Consider the following 17,058-nt stretch of genomic DNA (forward strand, 5'->3'; position numbering starts at 1 on the left):
AAGCGGCCAGCGTCGGCGGTGTATGCGATCGCCACACTGCCGGCGAGCGAGCCGGCGCCGGCGGAGGGGGAGACGAGGACGCCGACTCATCCGCTCAATCCGGCCACAGCATGGCCAGCATTTCCTTTTCGATCGCAGAAGGTTGCACGGCGTCAGCGTCGTGTGGGGCGGCTCCGACCGGGATGAGCTCCAGCACGACCTCGTCAACCCCGTCAATATCCAGCATGGCTGCTACTTCATCATCGATGAAGCCGCCGACCGGAGTGGCCGCCAGGTCCAGAGAAGCAGCGGCGAGCAGAATATTTTCTGCGGTATGGCCGGCTTCGAGCAACATAAAGCGGTATGCCCGTTCCTGGTACTTTATCTGTGTGCGCCCCAGCATTCCCGTAAGCATTACGGTGGCACCCGAGGTGGTGAACAGGTGATCATAGGAACTTGCACGACCGAGTTCGGGCGCAATGTCTTGGTCTGCCATCTGTTCGAGCCGGTGTCCCCTGACATCGTAATGATAGGTGCCCGGCGCGATGCCCTGGACTCGGGAGACAGCGACGTATATCTCTATCGGATAAAGCGCGCCGGCCGAGGGGGCCGCCCTCAGGGGACGTTGGCGACCGTGGCCGGTGGATGCTGTAATCCCGTTCCCCAGCGCAAGGACGTAGGAGAGCTCGCTTATCCCCAGTGGGTTGGAGCCGAACCGGTCGACCGAGCGCCGGGATTCCACTGTCTCTTGCAAAGAATGTCGGTTGCATTTTTCAGGCGCCGGCAGGTCGATGGTCGGCGCTCCTGCGTATGTTTTGTAGCTTCCGGCGAACAGTTGCTGCATGGCGGGGCTGTTGTTCATTGCCATGATTCGCAGGCCGAAACCGGCGTCATGTCTGCGCTGCTTGGAGTTCTCGTGGTAAAGCTCAACAAGCGATATGTGCTCTGCACTCTCGGAATACCTGCCGGCAGCTGCCTCGGAATGCTCTTTGTTCATGGGTACGGATGAGGGTCGGGATTAAGGTCGGCGGGCGATACTTCGCGGTCGCTGAACCCGAGGCGCCGGGGAAGTTCATACAACCGCCGGCCGCCCAGGAAACGCTTGCGGTAGTCGGCGTCGAGCGGTTGAAGCTCGGGTATGACAACCTTGACAACGCAGAAACCGCATTGGGCGGTGTCGGGCGTTGTCAAATCAATCACGATGGCATCGAGCCCGGCTTCATGCAATAGCCCTATTGCCCGGTGGAGTGCGGCATCTGTGCTACCTGCCCATGTTTGCGGCTGCCGCGACTGCACGACTGGGCCATCAAGTAAGAATTCGACTGCCTCGAGCATCCCGCCATGGGCATATAACGCAACATGGTCCTCAAACGTTCGGACCTGCTCCGCATCGTGACGCAGTGCGGTTGCTCCTTCGGCCGGGAGTACTTTTGCCCATTCGCGTGTCTGGGCTGCCTCCATCATCGCCTTCAGCTGTGCCCTGCGGGTGTCAAAGCTGCTCGCCCCGCCTACCGAAATCATAGGGACCGAATTCCGATCATCAATGAGAACGCAGAAATAGGACGGAACTGGCGGATCGAGTGTCACATCGAGGAGGGTGTAATGCAATCCTGGTTTTGCCAAACGCTCGTGATAGACGGAGGCGATGGCACCTTCGGCCTCTGGCGCGATACGGCATGGGGTAATGCGGTTCATCCAATGGATAACAAAGGCGTCACGCTCAAAGCATTCGTATAGTCCGCCAAGCACCGCCTCCGGGTAGGAACGCGCGCAGGCAAGGCCTGTGGAAATTGCGGGTGCAGGCGCCACCTCACCCGCCTCTTGCGGATGGTAGGGCATGTACACAAGGCAGGCGGGAACGAGAGTTTGTTCATCCGAAATGAGAGAGCGTCCGGTGACCCAGGCCAGGCGTGTGGAATTGTCGAATGTCGGGAATCCGGGTCCCTGGCTGGGATGAAACAACGCGAAGGTCCCAGGAGGCGCCACACGGTGCGTCTTGGCTAGTTCGTCAGCATTCCCGACTTTTAGCTCCGCCGGATCATAAACCGATGCGCAGTAGCGTTCCAGACCTTCGCCAACTGCCGCGGCCCGGGCGGCTGACAGTGTTAGTCCGGCACCGCCGTTCATGTCGTAACACGGGACACCGAGATACCGCTCAGTCCGGGCCATCCGCACGAAGCAGTTAAATATCTCCGGCTCACCCGCCGCCCAAGGCAGATCTCCGAGTTCATGGATGATACCGGTGCGGGGGTCGACCGGGGACGGCATCTCGGTCGTGGCGTAATGAGGTGCGGCATATGACCGTTTGCTTCGATGGTTACCCCCGGGCAGGGTGGGCTCAACCGGGTTCATGGGCCGCAGGAAATTGAGTCGTGGGGCCTGCAAATTCCCACAGGCGGGGCTGTGGACGCTGCTGATGAGAGGCGCCGCAGGATGGACAACGGGGGATCTTCAACACGGGGTGGGACCTGCTCGCAAGGGTGAGCAGATTGAGCGTGAACAGTTGTCCAATTGTCGTCGGTGCCACGAAACCTGTCAGGATCTTTGCTACTTCGAGGGCGGCCAGGTCCATGCCTGGATTGATCATCAGCGCCCCGGAATGCAGGTCGTCCTCCTTGAGATGGGCTTCGAGCAATAGGTATTCCTCGTAGTCGCTCATGTTGCTCTTCAGGCGCAGGTCAAAGCATGTGTAGCATGCAGTCTCACCCGGGATCACCGTGGGTCCGATGCAGATGTCGAAGCCGTTCAGCCTGAAACTCGTCCACGTGGTTTTTGACTCCAAGGCTGCGAGATTGAATTCCTCATAGCTTGCAGGGTTGAAACGGTCTTCTGCGAGCACCGCCGTCGTTGCCTCGCCGAGGAGATCCGCGAGCGACTTGTTGTCGCTCCTGGCTGCAATGAACTCAGTGCTTGGGTGGCACTCCTGGATACGGGTTGCGACTAGCTCCGCACGATCGCTTCCTATGTCCGTGCTGGCGAACCACGGATCCTGTGCCATATCGGCTGATACGACAGGAGCGGAGGGGTCCAGCCCAATGATGGTGCCGACGCCCAACGTGCAGAGGGCGCGACACAGGCCCGTTCCGATGGGACCCAGGCCGCGCACGAGTACCGTGGCGTCTTTCAACTTCGATTGGAAGTCCACACCAGGTGCCGCAAAGGCGTCAGCGCGAGGTCGTGCGAAATGAGAGAAAAGCGCTATCTGCTGAGCGTACCGCTCCCGCTCGGCGCCCGTCAGGCCGTCAGGATTCATATCGGCCTCGGCTTTCCCGAGGATCCCGGCCTCCACCAGGTCCTCGAGTAGACCGACAGCCGCTTCGGGGCCCAGTGGCTCCATCGCGTCGAGGATCTCGTCGATATATCGCGTGCCGTCCGCCAGCAAGACAATCCGGCGAACATCACCTACGGGGTCCTCGATCGATATTGCGTGGGTGAGGGACTGAAGAACCAGCCGCCCTGGGGACGGCGAGAGTGCCGTGAAGCGCTTGGCCACCTGGGGGCGTGCGGGCAGGTTGCGCACTTCTCAGCCCCACGAGCAACTACAGCTGCTGCAGCCGTAGCAGGAACTGCTGCATGAACAGCCGGTGTGTGATGCTCCAGTTGTCATCAGCATGACCATGGCGGCGTCGGATACGGAAGGCGCTTGCTTGGAGATGGCCATCAGATCGTCAGCGCCATACACTTCCCGAGAAAACTCGTCCCGGTGAAGGGTCGTAAAGGCTAAATGGGCAACCAAGCTCACCTGCCGGCCGGATAGCTCGACCAGAGGCTGCGGAGAGTGCAGTTTGTCCAGCCGTTCGACGACAGCGTCCACTCCCTCGGCGGCGAGCTCGTCTTTGCTGAATGTCTGCCGGAGAAGTTCACCCTCGTAATAATCCAAGGAAATAAACTCAGTCAGGTCAGTACGGCTCTGAACATGCACTACGACTGCCCGGGCAAAACCTCCTTCCGAGACGCTGATGGCCCCATGGGCGGTTAGATCCTCCGTAACGAAAGGAAGGATGCCCACGCTAAGTGACTTACGGCTCTCCCGGCTGTAGATCCCGTACAGCTGTGACCGCTGGACATTAGGCGTCAGGCCTTCGTCCTGCAGCGCTCGAAACAATGCCTGCGCTGTTTCAGACGCTTCCAACTGTTTTTCGATGAAAGCTGCCGCGTCATCCGCGTCCAGTTGAAAGACAGTTCCGCTGTTCATGATGGTTCCCGCTTAGGATCGCAAATTGTTGGAATGGTCGGCGGTGGGCTTTCGCTGCGAGACCTGATACCGCGCGGCAGAAGGCATGGGCAGGAACGCAACTCACGCCATCTGATGGATGAACTGTAACTGGGGAACGTTACTGGGCCGTTACAGATATCCGCGTCCGAGGCCAAAGCCAGCACCGAACCATGTCCGGAACCGGCTGCGGATCGGTGGATCCAGGCTTAGGCGTTTAGCTCCCAGTGGACACGGATTGCCTCGGCAACCGGCGCGTGGGCGACATCGACCCGCAAAGCAACGGGCGCAGTCCCCGTCTCTTCAACGACCGTGTCACTGTACACGCGGCCGCACGAGGGGCAGAGGGTGTAGAGGTCCTCATCTTCCGGCCATTCGGCCAGGCCGGCGGGCACAGGGGTGTTCCCGCCACTGTGAACGGGGATGCCTTGTGCATTGGCCTGAATCAGCCCCTCGCCGCTGACGGTATTACCGCAGACACAGGTGATGGTGGTGACATCATGATCGCTGACCTCTGCGAATTCAGGGTCCATGGCGTGCTCCCGGGCGATGGAAGAAGCTGATCTGTCTTAGCTTATGCCTGCGGATCGCCCAAGACACCCCTCTGGCACCCGAGGGCGTCAGAGATGGCGCTGTCAACTGGTCCTGCAGCAGCGGGCCCGAAGGCGACCGGCGCGTAGAGCCAAAAAGCGCGACTCCCGGAGATATGAGCACGCCCGTGTCCAAGATCTGTGACGTCGAAAAATGGCACCCGGGCTAACCGGTTTTGCGCAGGCGGCGGTCGTCGGGGTCAATGGCGTGCATGATGCGCTGGCTGATGTCGCTCAGGTGGCGGGATTGCGCCTTCGTGAGGGGGTCAAAAACGAGGGCGCGGACGGCTTCGACATGCCCGGGGGCCGTCTGGACGATTTTCTGCCAGCCGTCCTGGGTGAGGGTGGCCAGGGTGATGCGGCCGTCGGAGGGGTCGGGGGAACGGTGCACCCACCCCCGCTTCTCGAGGCGGCCGACGACCTGGGACAGGCGGGGAAGTCCCGATTCGGTGAATCCTGCCAGGTCACTCATCCTGCGCGTGCGGCCGGGGGCCTCGGAGAGGCCGGCGAGCACCATGTACTCGAAATGGCTCAGCCCCGCGTCGCGCTGCAACTGCGCGTCCAGGGCCGCGGGCAGCCGCATCATCACGCCCACGAACGTGAGCCAGGCCTGACGCTCGTCGCTGCTCAGCCACGGGGGTTCCGCAGAAGTCTCCATGAGGAAAGCATAACCAGGAAACTTCATGCATGAAGTTTTTTTGAGCCGGATCACTTGCATCGTGAACTAACCGGCCGTAAGGTTTACTTGAATCTTGAAGTAATAGCCCTACCGGATTGAACGCTGATCGGATTCAATGCTGGCCCTGCTCCTTCTGCTCCACCAGCCGCTGTCCGCCCGCCTGCCCCCTAGTATCGAATGCCTGAGGACCTGAGATGACCGTTGTGTCCGAGACCATCGCGCCGCCGTCGAGTGCCGCACCCGCCGCCGTGCGCAGCCAGGTCACCGTGCCGCTGCGCTTCCCGGACGGCTTCACGGCCACGGCCGAGGTGCTGACCTTCCACGGGCTGGCCGACGGCAAGGAACACCTGCTGCTAGCCCTGGGCGAGTGGGAGCAGGCGCTGCTGAACCCGGCGCCGGCGGGTCCGGGGCCGCTGGTCCGGCTGCACAGCGAATGCCTCACCGGGGATGTGTTCGGCAGCCAGTGCTGTGACTGCGGTCCGCAGCTGCGGGAGGCTGTCGAGCAGATCGCGGGCGCTGGCGGGTTCCTGCTCTACCTCCGTCAGGAAGGCCGCGGCATCGGCCTGTACTCCAAGCTCGATGCCTACGCCCTGCAGGACGCCGGCCTGGACACCTACGAAGCCAACGTGGCCCTGGGCCGCGGCGAGGACGAGCGGGACTACACCGCCGCCGCGCAGATGCTCGGCGCCCTCGGCGCCAGCGCGGTCCGCCTGCTCAGCAACAACCCGGACAAGGCCGCCCAGCTGACCGCCCTCGGCATCGACGTCACCGAGCAGGTCCCCACCGGAGTGCACCTGTCCCCGGCCAACCACCGCTACCTGGCCGCCAAGCGGGACCACACCGCCCACACCCTGGACCTCCCGCCCGCGGGAACCGGGCAGGATCTCCCGCCTGCGGCCGCTGTCCCCACCCCTGAGGACCTGCTCGCCCGTGTTGACGCGCTCATTCCCGGGCTGCGGGAGCGGGCGGAGGAAACGGAGCGCCTTCGCCGCATTCCGGAATCCACGATGGAGGAATTGAAGGAGGCCGGAGTCTTCCACCTGCTCTCGCCGAAGGCGGTGGGGGGATTTGGCATGGGTCTAGAGACGTATGCCCAGGTGGTGCGCCGGCTCGCCCGGGGATGCCCCTCCACCGCATGGAGCGCGGGGCATCTCATCGAGCATGTCTGGATGCTCGCGCGGTGGCCCCGGGAGGTCCAGGACGAAGTCTTCGCGGGCGGGCCGGCTCCCTTGGCGGCTGCCACCGGCGCCCCGGTGGGTGCGGCTGAGAAGGTCCCGGGAGGGTTCTCCATCTCGGGCCGGTGGAGCTTCGCCTCCGGGGTGATGCATTCGGAGTGGGCCCTGCTGGCCGTGCAGCACGAAAACGTCCGCCTGCAGTGCCTGGTCCCGATGTCCGACGTCGAACTGCTGGACGTCTGGCATACGGCCGGCCTGCGGGGGACGGGAAGCAATGACATCCGGGCAGAGAAGCTGTTTGTTCCGGAGTATCGGACCCTTGACTGGGCCCTCCTGGGCGCGGCGGACAACCCCGGCAGCCGGATCCACCGGGATCCGATCATCCACACGCCCATGGCCACGTTCCTGAACATGGTGGCACCCGCCGCCACTTTGGGGGCCGCCGAGCACGCCGTCGAATTGTTCCGCGAGCGGATGATGGTGCGCAAGGTCAAGCACACCGTGGAGAACCGCCAGGCGGACTCGCCGCTGGCGCAGGCCCGGTTCTCGCAGGCCTACGGGCTGGTCGCCACCGCGCGGCTGCATTGGGAAGAAGCGGTCCGGGTGCTCTCTGCGGCCTTTAAATGCCAGCCCTTCACCTTGACCGACGAGGAGCGGGCCCGGTACCGGCTCTCCCTCGCCCTCAGCGGCGAGGCGTCGGCTGAAGCCGTCCGGCTCATCATGACGGGATCGGGCGGGAGCGTGCACCGGCTTTCGCATCCGCTCCAGCGGATCCAGCGCGACGTCAACGTTCTGCTCAACCACGCCTCCCTGACCATGGATCCGATTCTCGAGCAGGCGGGCCGCGGCCTTCTGGGCCTCGGTTTCACCATTCCGGCAGAAACCTTCTGACCGGGGCCGGCCTGCCGCGGGGTGCCCGGCATGGCCGTCCGCCGGCTCCGTGTCACCGGCCGTTAAGGCCGGTCTCGAAGGTGGCGGCCGGGCTGCAGTTTAACGCTTCCGCCGGACCTCGATCCGACCGTCGGTCAGCCGGGTTTCGTAGACAGGTTGCGGGCTGCTGGCGGGTCCGCGGACGATCTGGCCGTCAGCCAGACGGAAGGTGCTCCCGTGCCAGGGGCACGTCACGCAGCCGTCAGCGATTTTCCCCTCGTCCAGCGGACCTCCCATGTGGCTGCAGACACTGTCCAGCGCCTGGATTGCTACTCCCGAGCGGTACAGCAGGACGGAGACACCTGCGACGTCGGCTTTCACCTGCCCGCCGTCGGGCAGATCATGATCCGCGAGCACAGAGGTCCACTCCGCCGGGCCTCTCCGGCCAGCCGTCTTGTTGACGTTCACCGCGTTGGAATAGCTGAGGTGTCCGCCCAGGAACCCGCTAAACATCAGGATGCCGAAACCCGCCAGTCCCAGCATCTTCCCCAGGCCCCGGTGTTCCGTCGCGCGGGCCACTGCCGATGAGGTGTAGAGGCACAGGGCGGTGGTGTTTGCCGCCGCATGGACAAGTCCGATTCTCCGCGGCTTCCCCTGCGTGTCCGACCAGTCGTTGAGCCCCGCGGCGGCGGTGGGAACAGCGGTGCCGATGCCGACGGCAACCAGGATGTCCGCCGCGCGCTCTGAGGCCCGGCCCCCGACGGCGTCCAGCACGGCCGCCATGCCCCAGGCTCCGATCGGCAGGTCGGTGAGGACCGGATGCAGTGGATGGCCGAGGGGCGTGCCGCTCAGGATATTGCGGACAAGCCGCGGTTGCACGGCCCGCCCGACTGCCTTCGCCAGGGACGAAGCCACTCCGTCCAATCGGTCAAAGTGTTCTATGGCATGAACTGCAGCATCCAGTGGATTCACGACGAACTCCTTCATCGGGCGGTTCGGACCGCGGGGCATGGTCAAGCTCTTCAGGATCCGCGGCAGCGGCCATGGCGGGCCGTTGCACGACAGCTTTCCATCGCGGGGGCGGCGGTGACAAGGTACGGCGGCCGATAACCTCCCGTTCCCCTGCAGACACGGGTATGTCTTCCCGGGACGGCCGCCGTCGTACCGCCTGAGCCAGCGGCCGACGTCGTTCGGGTTGCCGCTGCAGCAAAGCCTCCGCCGCCTCGGTAGGATTCAAGCATGGAAGCCGCGCAGGAGACCCCGGACCGCCCGCCCCTGGATCAGAACGCCCTCGGCGACGAGGCGTTCCTCTCCGCCAGCGGCATTCCGCGCCTGGCCGTGGTGGAGTCCACCGGGTCCACGAATGCGGACCTGCTGCGCGGAGTTGCCGAGGACCCGGGCGCCTACCCGGACCTCTCCGTGCTGACCGCCGAATACCAGAGTGAGGCCCGCGGACGGCTGGACCGCCGCTGGGAAGCGCCGGCCCGCAGCTCCGTCTCCGTCTCGATCGTGCTCCGGCCGCTCAACGCCGAGGGACGGCCGCTGCCGACCCAGAGCTACTCCTGGCTCTCGCTGCTCGCGGCGCTGGCCCTGCGCGAGGCGCTGCTGGAAACCGCGGGCATCCCGGCCGAGCTCAAATGGCCCAACGACGTCCTGGTGCGCGGCAGGAAGATCGCCGGCATCCTCGCCCAGCTGGGCCCCGTGGCCGGCGGCGGAGCGCCGCCCGTGGTGCTCGGCACCGGGCTCAACGTCACCCTGACCGAGGCCGAACTGCCGGTTCCCACCGCCACGTCCGTGCTGCTGGAGCAGCCCTCCACGGTGGACCGGACCGCGCTGCTGAAGAGTTACCTGGCCCGCTTCGCTGTGCTCTACCGGAGCTTCTGCAACGCCGACGGCGACCCCGCCGCCGGGATGGCCGGCGGCCCCGCGCTGCATAAGCGGGTGGAACACGTGCTGACCACCCTCGGCAAGCAGGTCCGCGCCCAGCTCCCCGGCGACCACGAAATCATCGGCCACGCCTCGCGGCTGGATGACTACGGGTCCCTCCTGGTGGTTGATTCCGCGGGCCGCGAGCACGTGGTGACCGCTGGCGACGTCGTGCACCTGCGCCCGTGGACAACTCCCGGCGCAGCCGGATCAGATACCGGCACAAAAGATGCAGCCGGCGCCGAGAGCGGATATGCGTAAGGAGCTCCTGCCGGGAGAGCAGGTGATTGTGGTGACCCGGCCCCAGCCCAGGACGCTCATTGTCCCGGCGCTAGTGTTCGTTGTGGTTCCCGCCCTGGCCGCCTATGCGAGTGCCTGGATTGTGAAAGGCGGTCCCGGCAAACTGGTCCCGCTGGTCACCAGGGACTGGACGGCCTGGCTTATCGGGGTGTGCGTGGCGCTGGCCGCCTGGGTCCTGCTGGGCTACTGCCTGCCGCGGGCGATGACCTGGCAAGCCACCCGCTACACCCTGACGAGCCAGCGCCTGGTTGCCCGCTACGGCATGTTACGACGACGCGATCAACAGGTTTCCCTGGCCGCCGTCCGTAACGTGGTCATTGAGCAGTCGTTGCTCCAGCGCCTATTGCGGTCCGGGAATATATCCTTGGATACCGGGTACCCCTCCGGCACGGTGGTCCCCGACGTCCCGGAGGTCGCGACATTCAGGACCTTCATCCTTGACGCCATCGAGGAGCTGCCACCGGCCGCGGTGTCCGGTGTCGAAGGCATGCCGCACAACCCCGACGAGGCCTGGCCGTGGGAGACGAGAGAAGGTGGAAGAGATGAACGCTGAGAATGTCGACGAGGAGATTGGACTCCTGGCCGAAGAGCCGCCGCAGGTCCCTGACGCCGCCGTCGAGGCAGGCTCCGAAACCGACGCCGGCCAGGCTCCCGCCCTTGCAGCTCCGACCGGCGCCCTGTCCGCTGACCGGATCGCCGAACGTCTCGCCGCCAGGGCCCTCGAAACCCGGCTGCTCGGCGGGGAACGCAAGCTCCGCCGTCGTGAAGTCGCCGCCGGCGCCGGGCTGTCCCTGCTGTCCGCCCGCAAACTCTGGCGGGCCCTGGGATTCCCCAACTTCGGCGATGAAGACGTCGCCTTCACCGAACGGGACCAGGCCGCGCTGAACACCGTGGTGGACCTGGTGCGGGCGGGCAGGCTGACCGAAGAAGCCGCGATTTCCGTCACCCGCGCCATCGGCCAGATGACCGACCGCATGGTGGTGTGGCAGATCGAGGCGCTCGTTGAGGACACGGTCCACCAAGAGGGCGTCACCGATGCCGTGGCCCGCAAGCGGCTCGTAAGCGAACTGCCGTCCCTCGTGGACGCCCTCGAGGAAATGCTCGTCTATTCCTGGCGCCGCCAGCTCAACGCCGGGGTCCAGCGGCTGGCCCTGCGCGCCGAGGCCGGACTCCAGTCCAGCGAGGAAGGCCGCGAAGGCGACGAGGACGACGCGCCGCTGCCGCTCGCACGCGCGGTCGGCTTCGCGGACCTGGTCTCCTACACGAGCCTGTCCCGGCGGATGAACGAAAAAACGCTCGCCCAGCTGGTGCAGCGCTTCGAGAACAAGTGCGCCGAAATCATCTCCGTCGGCGGCGGCCGGCTCGTGAAGACGGTCGGCGACGAAGTCCTCTACATCGCCGAAACCCCGGCGGCCGGAGCCGAGATCTCGCTGGCCCTGTGCAGGGCCTTCACGGAGGACGAGATCCTCCCGGAAGCCCGGGTCGCGATGGTCTGGGGCCGCATCCTGTCCCGGCTGGGGGACATTTACGGGCCCACGGTCAACCTGGCCGCACGGCTCACCTCGCTGGCCGACCCGGGAACGGTGCTGGTGGACTCCATGACCGCTGCCGCCCTGGAGGAGGACGAACGCTTCGTCCTGGTTCCGCGCCCGCCTGAGGACGTCCGCGGCTTCGGCGAGATCCACCCGGTCCAGCTCCTGCCGGGCAGCGGCAGCGGACTCGTCCTGGACTGACGCCCGGGGGCCGCCCCGCTCCCATTGTCGAGACCGCTATTTCACCGAGGACTGCCATGAACGAACAGCCGGACGCCACCACGCCTGCGTCGCCAGATTCACCAGCGTCACCCGGCAATGAGGGTCTGCGCCTGCGCTGCGGATACGGCACGGACCGGGGCCTGCGCCGTGAGACGAACGAGGATTCCTTCATCGCCGCCGAACCCGTCTTCGCCGTCGCGGATGGCATGGGCGGCCACGAGGCGGGGGAGGTCGCCAGCGGAATCTGCGTGCGCACCCTTGCCGGGATCCCGCAGCTGGACGGCGGCGGGCGGCACGCCACTGCCGGCGTCGTCCAGCAGTACCTGTTCGCGGCTGACGCGGGCATCCGCGAGGCTACCGGATCCCGCGCCGGGACCACGCTCTCCGGCGTCGTGGTGGTGGAACAGCTGGGGGTCCCGTACTGGCTGGTCCTGAACATCGGTGACTCCCGGACCTACCGGCTCAGCCACGGCCGACTGGCCCAGGTCAGCGTGGACCACTCCGAGGTGCAGGAACTCCTCGACGCCGGCCGGATCAGCCAGGCCCAGGCCGCGGTCCATCCGCGCCGGCATGTGGTGACGCGCGCCCTCGGCACCGGGGACGAGGCGGAGGCCGACTACTGGCTGCTGCCGATCCAGGACGGGGACCGGATCCTGGTCTGCTCGGACGGCCTCAACGGCGAACTGGACGACGACCAGATCGCCCGCATCCTGACGTCCGAGGCCGACCCGCAGGCCGCCGTTGATTCGCTGATCGAGGCCGCCCTGCGCAGCGGCGGCCGGGACAACGTCACCGCGATTGTGGTGGACGCGCAGATTCCCGCCGGCGAGGCGCCCGGCGCCAGCTGACCGGGCCCTGCTGACCGGACAACGCGCGCGATCTAGGGCAGGATAGGTCTGTGAGCATAGGGAAGACGTCAGCAGGCACCGACACAGAGCGCGAAGCACAGCGCGAGGAACTCAGTCCGGCCGGGGAAATGATCCCGTCCGGGGCCGTCCGCGAAGAGTACGAGGACCTCGTGGAGCAGGTCCGCAAGCACCGTTTCGCGTACTACCAGGAAGATGCGCCGACCATCTCCGACGCCGGGTTCGACGAACTCTTCCGGCGCCTCGAGACGCTCGAGGCCATGCACCCGGAGCTGGTCTCCAACGATTCCCCCACCCAGGAGGTCGGCGGCGAAGTGTCCGCCGCGTTCGCCGCCGTCGAACACCTGCAGCGCATGTACAGCCTGGAGGACGTCTTCTCCCTCGAGGAGCTGGAGGCCTGGCTCGCCAAGGCGGAAGCAAACGTCACCCGGCTCGGCAACGGGACGCCGTCGTGGCTGACCGAACTCAAGATCGACGGCCTGGCCGTCAACCTGCTCTACCGCGACGGCGTGCTGGTCCGCGCCGCCACCCGCGGGGACGGCACCACGGGCGAGGACATCACGCACAACGTCCTGACCATCAAGGAAATCCCGCGGCAGCTCACCGGCGGCAACTTCCCGGCCGAGATGGAGGTCCGGGGCGAGGTCTTCATTCCGTCCCAGGCCTTCGCCGACTTCAACGAGGCCCTGATCGAGGCCGGCAAGGCGCCGCTGGCCAACCCCCGCAACGCCGCCGCCGGCTCGCTGCGCCAGAAGGATCCCGCGGAAACCGCCAAGCGGCCGCTGCGGATGTACGTGCACGGCATCGGCGCCCGCGAAGGGCTCGACACCGCCAGCCAGTCGGACACCTACCGCCAGCTCGCCGAGTGGGGGCTGCCCACCAGCCCGTACTTCGAGGTCCTTCCCGGGCTGAAGGAGGTGCTGGAATTCATCACCCGTTACGGGGACAAGCGGCACAGCCTGGCGCATGAAATTGACGGCATCGTGGTCAAGGTGGACGACTTCGCCACCCAGCGGGCGCTCGGCTACACCACCCGGGTGCCGCGCTGGGCCGTGGCCTACAAGTACCCGCCCGAGGAGGTGCACACCAAGCTGCTGGACATCGCGGTCAACGTGGGCCGCACCGGCCGTGTCACCCCTTACGGCGTGATGGAACCGGTCAAGGTGGCCGGGTCCACCGTGGAAATGGCCACCCTGCACAACCAGGAGGTCGTCAAGGCCAAGTGCGTGAAGATCGGCGACATCGTGGTGCTCCGGAAGGCCGGGGACGTCATCCCGGAGATCGTCGGGCCGGTCCTGGCCCTGAGGGACCAGCAGGTGCCGCCGGTGCGGGACTTCGTCATGCCCACCGAATGCCCTGCCTGCGGAACGCCCCTGGCGCCGGCCAAGGAGGGGGACGTGGACATCCGCTGCCCCAATTCGCGATCCTGCCCGGCGCAGCTGCGCGAACGCGTCTTCCACCTGGCCGGGCGCGGCGCCTTCGACATCGAGGCCCTCGGCTGGGAGGCAGCCATCGCCCTGACCCAGCCGGCCGAGCCGGAAACTCCGCCGCTCACCACCGAGGCCACGCTCTTCCGGCTCACTCGCGAAGACCTCGCCAACGTCCGGATCCGGCGCGAAAAGCGGTCCAGGGGCGTGGCCATGGGCGAGTTCGAGCTTGTGCCGTACTTCTACAGCAAGGGCACGGCCAAGACGCCGTCCAAGCCGACCGCCACCACCCAGAAGCTCTTCAGCGAACTGGAAAAGGCAAAGTCCCAGCCCCTCTGGCGCGTCCTGGTGGCGCTCTCCATCCGGCACGTGGGGCCGCGGGCTTCCCGTGCGCTGGCGACGGCGTTCGGCAGCATGGATGCCATCCGGCAGGCCTCCGAGGAGGAACTGGCCCATGTCGACGGCGTGGGCCCGGTGATCGCCGCCGCGCTGACGGAATGGTTTGCCGAGGACTGGCACCGGGAGATCGTGGACAGCTGGGCTGCCGACGGGGTGCGGATGGCCGACGAACGCGACGAGTCGATGCCGCGGACCCTGGCGGGGCTGACCATCGTGGTCACCGGCAGCCTCGAGGGCTTCAGCCGGGACGAAGCCAAGGAGGCCATCCTGGTCCGCGGCGGCAAGGCGGCCGGGTCGGTGTCGAAGAACACGAGCTACGTGGTGGCGGGCGACAACGCCGGCACCAAGCTGGACAAGGCCGCGCAGCTGGGCGTCCCGGTCCTGGACGAGGACGGCTTCCGCGCCCTGCTCGCGGACGGCCCGGCTCCGCCGGCCTCCGCCGATGGCGGGTCCGACGGCGGCCCGGCCGAGGATGACGCCGGCGCCGCCGGTCACGACGGCGGGGAAGGTCACCCGGAGGGGGTGGGCGAATGAGCGCCGATTCCGGCATCCGGCCCGATCCCGCCGTTTTCCTGGAACTGGCCAAGGCGGCTGCGGCGGCGGGGGCGGCGGTCCTGGCCACCCGCACCCCGAGCGCCCTGGATGTCAGCAACAAGGGCGATTCCGGGGACTGGGTGACCGCGTTCGACCTCGCCGCGGAAGCCGCCGTGCGGGACGTCATCACCGCCGCCCGGCCGCTGGACACCATCACGGGGGAGGAAGGCGGCACCGTCCTTCCGGCCACGCCGAGCGGCTACCGCTGGTCGATCGACCCGCTCGACGGCACCACAAACTTCATCCGGAACATCGTCTACTACGGCACCTCGGTGGCCGTGGCGGACCCCGACGGCGTCTGGCTGGCCGGCGTCGTCAACGCCCCGGCGCTGGGCCGGACCTACTACGCGACCCGCGGCCGCGGCGCCTGGCTCGAAGAGAACGGGCAGCGGACCCGGCTCAACGGTCCCGTCCCCGGACGCACCGGGCAGATCCTGGCCACCGGGTTCAGCTACGATCCGGCCGTCCGGGCGGAACAGGCGGCCAGCCTCGCCGGCATCATGGAGGGCTTCGCCGATGTGCGCCGGCTCGGCTCCGCGGCCCTGGACCTGTGCCTCGTGGCCGACGGCACCCATGACGCGTACGGCGAACTCGGCCTCAACGAACACGACTTCGCCGCAGGCGCCCTGATCGCCGAAGAGGCCGGTTGCTGGGTGCGGCGCCCGCGGCTGACGAGCCCGCTGGCCGGTGGCCCCTCGGACGAGGAACGGCTGGCCGCCTGGACCTGCGCGGGAACGCTGGAGCTCTCCGGCACATTCCCGCTCTGACAGGTCCCCTCGGGCCCTGGCGGCGGCCCGTACCATGGACAGGTGCATCCGCCGATCCTCATCCGTCCCGCTGTTCCGGGAGATTACGCCGCCATTGCCCGCATCACCCGGGACGCCTACCTGGCCGCAGGCTACTTTGCCAGCGCCGACCACCCCTACATGCGGCAGGTCCAGGACGTCGAGGCGCGGGCTGCGAGGGCCACCATCTGGGTGGCGGAACGCGCCGGGCACGTTATAGGGTCCGTGACGCTCGCCGTGGCAGGGGAGCCCTACGCCGACATTGCGCAAAGCGACGAGCTGGAGTTCCGCATGCTCGTCATTGATCCGTCCGTGCAGCGCAGCGGTGCCGGCCAGGCAATGATCCGTGCCATCCTCGAGCATGCCAGGTCGCTGCCCGGGATCACGGCCGTGGCACTGACCACCGGCGAGGGCTGGGAAAGCGCCCACGGACTGTACCGGAAGACAGGCTTCCACCGTGTCCCAGAACGGGACTGGCTCGTGCCGGGCACCGACATCAAGCTGCTCGTGTACAGGCAGGACGTGTAGCCGGGCACCGGGGCACACCTGTAGGGTTTTTCCCAACCGCAGCGCCCGGGCATCACCCACCTTGGAGGGTTTTATGGCACCGCACATCCCCGACTCGATCGACGCGAAGCTGCTGGGCCTCTACCTCTCGGACCACCTGACCGGCGCCACCGCCGGCGTCTCCCGGATCGGGCGCATGGCCGAGGCCTTCGCCGACACCCCGGTCGCCGCCGGGCTCGCACAGCTCAGCGCGGCACTCCGCCGTGAACGGGAACTGATCCATGGCCTGATCCACGACCTCGGCGTGCGGCAGCGGCCGCACCGCCAGGCGGCCGCCTGGCTGGCCGAACATGCCGGCCGGCTCAAACTGAACGGACGGATTGTGCGGCGTTCGCCGCTGACCATGGTCCTGGAGGCCGAACTGATGCGGTCCGCGGTGATGGGCAAACTCGGCGGCTGGGAGACCCTGCAGGAACTGGCGCCCGAGCTCGGGCTCGATCCGGCCACCTTCGCCACCCTCGCCGCGGACGCCCGGTCCCAGATCGAAACCCTCGGCCGGGTCCACGAGCACGCCCGCCGCAACGCCTTCAGGAAGCACGGGGACATCAGCACCTGACCTGGTGCGGCTGGCCGGGTGCGCTTGGCCGACACAAATCCGGCGGTTTTACCGGCCGGACGTCCGGCCGACCTAAAGTGGTGCCGACTCCAAACGAACCGCGAAGGGCACCCCATGCGCAAGACATTCGGCACCGGCTCCACCTGGGAAGAGAAAGTCGGCTACTCCCGGGCCGTCCAGGTTGACAACACCGTTCCTAATCAGTACGAATCAGTCCCGTACTTGCTCCCCGGACGGTCCTGGGAGCCGCACACCTTCCGGTTCCTGGCGGGCCGGGACGGTTCGTGACCGTCGGGCGGGCCAGGCCTGTGAAGGGTGCCATGCCGGGCGGTGCCGCACCGGGCCTGGGACTGGGCTGGCCCGCACTCGTCCTCTGTC

16 protein-coding genes and 1 pseudogene are annotated in these 17,058 nt (G+C 66.8%); 10 read left to right on the forward strand and 7 right to left on the reverse strand.

The genetic code is table 11. From position 1 onward, the window contains the following. Positions 1 to 94: 94 nt before the first annotated feature. From J9611_RS17930 to J9611_RS17955, 6 genes are all read right to left on the reverse strand, one after another. Positions 95 to 976 (reverse strand): SagB/ThcOx family dehydrogenase, encoded by an 882-nt coding sequence (locus J9611_RS17930; protein WP_211882174.1) that lies wholly within the window; start codon positions 974 to 976, stop codon positions 95 to 97. Further along, positions 973 to 2,331, reverse strand: coding sequence for a YcaO-like family protein (locus tag J9611_RS17935; protein ID WP_211882176.1), 1,359 nt, complete (start codon positions 2,329 to 2,331; stop codon positions 973 to 975). Before J9611_RS17935 ends, J9611_RS17930 begins: the two co-directional genes overlap by 4 nt. Beyond that, positions 2,318 to 3,499 carry a TOMM precursor leader peptide-binding protein gene (locus J9611_RS17940; protein ID WP_211882178.1) on the reverse strand — a complete coding sequence of 394 codons (1,182 nt, stop codon included), beginning with the start codon at positions 3,497 to 3,499 and terminating at the stop codon, positions 2,318 to 2,320. Before J9611_RS17940 ends, J9611_RS17935 begins: the two co-directional genes overlap by 14 nt. 3 nt (positions 3,500 to 3,502) lie before the next feature. After that, a complete protein-coding gene (locus tag J9611_RS17945; protein ID WP_211882180.1) occupies positions 3,503 to 4,174 on the reverse strand; it encodes a hypothetical protein in 672 nt (223 codons plus the stop codon). A 227-nt stretch (positions 4,175 to 4,401) separates the two neighbouring features. Then, positions 4,402 to 4,725: a hypothetical protein gene (locus J9611_RS17950; protein ID WP_211882182.1), complete on the reverse strand. Its 324-nt coding sequence runs from the start codon at positions 4,723 to 4,725 to the stop codon at positions 4,402 to 4,404. Positions 4,726 to 4,948: 223 nt separating this feature from the next. Then, positions 4,949 to 5,440: a MarR family winged helix-turn-helix transcriptional regulator gene (locus J9611_RS17955; RefSeq protein ID WP_211882184.1), complete on the reverse strand. Its 492-nt coding sequence runs from the start codon at positions 5,438 to 5,440 to the stop codon at positions 4,949 to 4,951. A 215-nt stretch (positions 5,441 to 5,655) separates the two neighbouring features. Here J9611_RS17955 and ribA point away from each other — a divergent pair, with 215 nt between their 5' ends. Continuing rightward, positions 5,656 to 7,527, forward strand: a complete 1,872-nt coding sequence (gene ribA, locus J9611_RS22595; protein ID WP_211882185.1) for a GTP cyclohydrolase II RibA — start codon at positions 5,656 to 5,658, stop codon at positions 7,525 to 7,527. A gap of 99 nt (positions 7,528 to 7,626) precedes the next feature. Here ribA and J9611_RS17965 read toward each other — a convergent pair whose 3' ends face one another. Beyond that, positions 7,627 to 8,385, reverse strand: a complete 759-nt coding sequence (locus J9611_RS17965; protein ID WP_307857141.1) for a Rieske (2Fe-2S) protein — start codon at positions 8,383 to 8,385, stop codon at positions 7,627 to 7,629. Positions 8,386 to 8,745: 360 nt separating this feature from the next. Here J9611_RS17965 and J9611_RS17970 point away from each other — a divergent pair, with 360 nt between their 5' ends. The 9 genes and pseudogenes from J9611_RS17970 to J9611_RS18010 all read left to right on the forward strand — a co-directional run. Continuing rightward, on the forward strand, positions 8,746 to 9,693 hold the full coding sequence (locus tag J9611_RS17970) for a biotin--[acetyl-CoA-carboxylase] ligase (RefSeq protein ID WP_211882186.1): 948 nt from the start codon (positions 8,746 to 8,748) through the stop codon (positions 9,691 to 9,693). Continuing rightward, positions 9,686 to 10,285, forward strand: a complete 600-nt coding sequence (locus J9611_RS17975; RefSeq protein ID WP_211882187.1) for a PH domain-containing protein — start codon at positions 9,686 to 9,688, stop codon at positions 10,283 to 10,285. Before J9611_RS17970 ends, J9611_RS17975 begins: the two co-directional genes overlap by 8 nt. Continuing rightward, complete coding sequence (locus tag J9611_RS17980; protein WP_211882188.1) at positions 10,275 to 11,465, forward strand: adenylate/guanylate cyclase domain-containing protein; 1,191 nt, start codon at positions 10,275 to 10,277, stop codon at positions 11,463 to 11,465. The genes J9611_RS17975 and J9611_RS17980 overlap by 11 nt, the downstream gene beginning before the upstream one ends. A 56-nt stretch (positions 11,466 to 11,521) precedes the next feature. Continuing rightward, positions 11,522 to 12,334 carry a PP2C family protein-serine/threonine phosphatase gene (locus J9611_RS17985; protein WP_211882189.1) on the forward strand — a complete coding sequence of 271 codons (813 nt, stop codon included), beginning with the start codon at positions 11,522 to 11,524 and terminating at the stop codon, positions 12,332 to 12,334. A gap of 50 nt (positions 12,335 to 12,384) precedes the next feature. After that, positions 12,385 to 14,712, forward strand: coding sequence for an NAD-dependent DNA ligase LigA (ligA, locus tag J9611_RS17990; RefSeq protein ID WP_307857142.1), 2,328 nt, complete (start codon positions 12,385 to 12,387; stop codon positions 14,710 to 14,712). After that, a complete protein-coding gene (locus J9611_RS17995; protein WP_211882190.1) occupies positions 14,709 to 15,539 on the forward strand; it encodes an inositol monophosphatase family protein in 831 nt (276 codons plus the stop codon). The genes ligA and J9611_RS17995 overlap by 4 nt, the downstream gene beginning before the upstream one ends. Positions 15,540 to 15,581: 42 nt before the next feature. Further along, positions 15,582 to 16,085 (forward strand): GNAT family N-acetyltransferase, encoded by a 504-nt coding sequence (locus J9611_RS18000; RefSeq protein WP_211882192.1) that lies wholly within the window; start codon positions 15,582 to 15,584, stop codon positions 16,083 to 16,085. A 73-nt stretch (positions 16,086 to 16,158) separates the two neighbouring features. Next, positions 16,159 to 16,680 carry a hypothetical protein gene (locus tag J9611_RS18005; RefSeq protein WP_211882194.1) on the forward strand — a complete coding sequence of 174 codons (522 nt, stop codon included), beginning with the start codon at positions 16,159 to 16,161 and terminating at the stop codon, positions 16,678 to 16,680. A gap of 114 nt (positions 16,681 to 16,794) precedes the next feature. After that, positions 16,795 to 16,875, forward strand: a pseudogene (locus J9611_RS18010) (RidA family protein); the annotation flags it as partial. Positions 16,876 to 17,058: the final 183 nt, after the last annotated feature.

Origin of the sequence: Pseudarthrobacter albicanus (genome assembly GCF_018224015.1) — a bacterium.
Taxonomy (GTDB): domain Bacteria; phylum Actinomycetota; class Actinomycetes; order Actinomycetales; family Micrococcaceae; genus Arthrobacter; species Arthrobacter albicanus.

Excerpts from the sequence above, each read along its gene's own strand:
- J9611_RS17950 (WP_211882182.1), bottom strand. The coding sequence starts at position 4,725 with ATGGACCCTGAATTCGCAGAGGTCAGCGATCATGATGTCACCACCATC.
- J9611_RS17935 (WP_211882176.1), bottom strand. The coding sequence starts at position 2,331 with ATGAACCCGGTTGAGCCCACCCTGCCCGGGGGTAACCATCGAAGCAAA.
- J9611_RS17930 (WP_211882174.1), bottom strand. The coding sequence starts at position 976 with ATGAACAAAGAGCATTCCGAGGCAGCTGCCGGCAGGTATTCCGAGAGT.
- J9611_RS17945 (WP_211882180.1), bottom strand. The coding sequence starts at position 4,174 with ATGAACAGCGGAACTGTCTTTCAACTGGACGCGGATGACGCGGCAGCT.
- J9611_RS17980 (WP_211882188.1), top strand. The coding sequence starts at position 10,275 with ATGAACGCTGAGAATGTCGACGAGGAGATTGGACTCCTGGCCGAAGAG.
- J9611_RS17955 (WP_211882184.1), bottom strand. The coding sequence starts at position 5,440 with ATGGAGACTTCTGCGGAACCCCCGTGGCTGAGCAGCGACGAGCGTCAG.
- J9611_RS18005 (WP_211882194.1), top strand. The coding sequence starts at position 16,159 with ATGGCACCGCACATCCCCGACTCGATCGACGCGAAGCTGCTGGGCCTC.
- ribA (WP_211882185.1), top strand. The coding sequence starts at position 5,656 with ATGACCGTTGTGTCCGAGACCATCGCGCCGCCGTCGAGTGCCGCACCC.
- J9611_RS17995 (WP_211882190.1), top strand. The coding sequence starts at position 14,709 with ATGAGCGCCGATTCCGGCATCCGGCCCGATCCCGCCGTTTTCCTGGAA.
- J9611_RS17975 (WP_211882187.1), top strand. The coding sequence starts at position 9,686 with ATGCGTAAGGAGCTCCTGCCGGGAGAGCAGGTGATTGTGGTGACCCGG.
- J9611_RS17970 (WP_211882186.1), top strand. The coding sequence starts at position 8,746 with ATGGAAGCCGCGCAGGAGACCCCGGACCGCCCGCCCCTGGATCAGAAC.
- J9611_RS17985 (WP_211882189.1), top strand. The coding sequence starts at position 11,522 with ATGAACGAACAGCCGGACGCCACCACGCCTGCGTCGCCAGATTCACCA.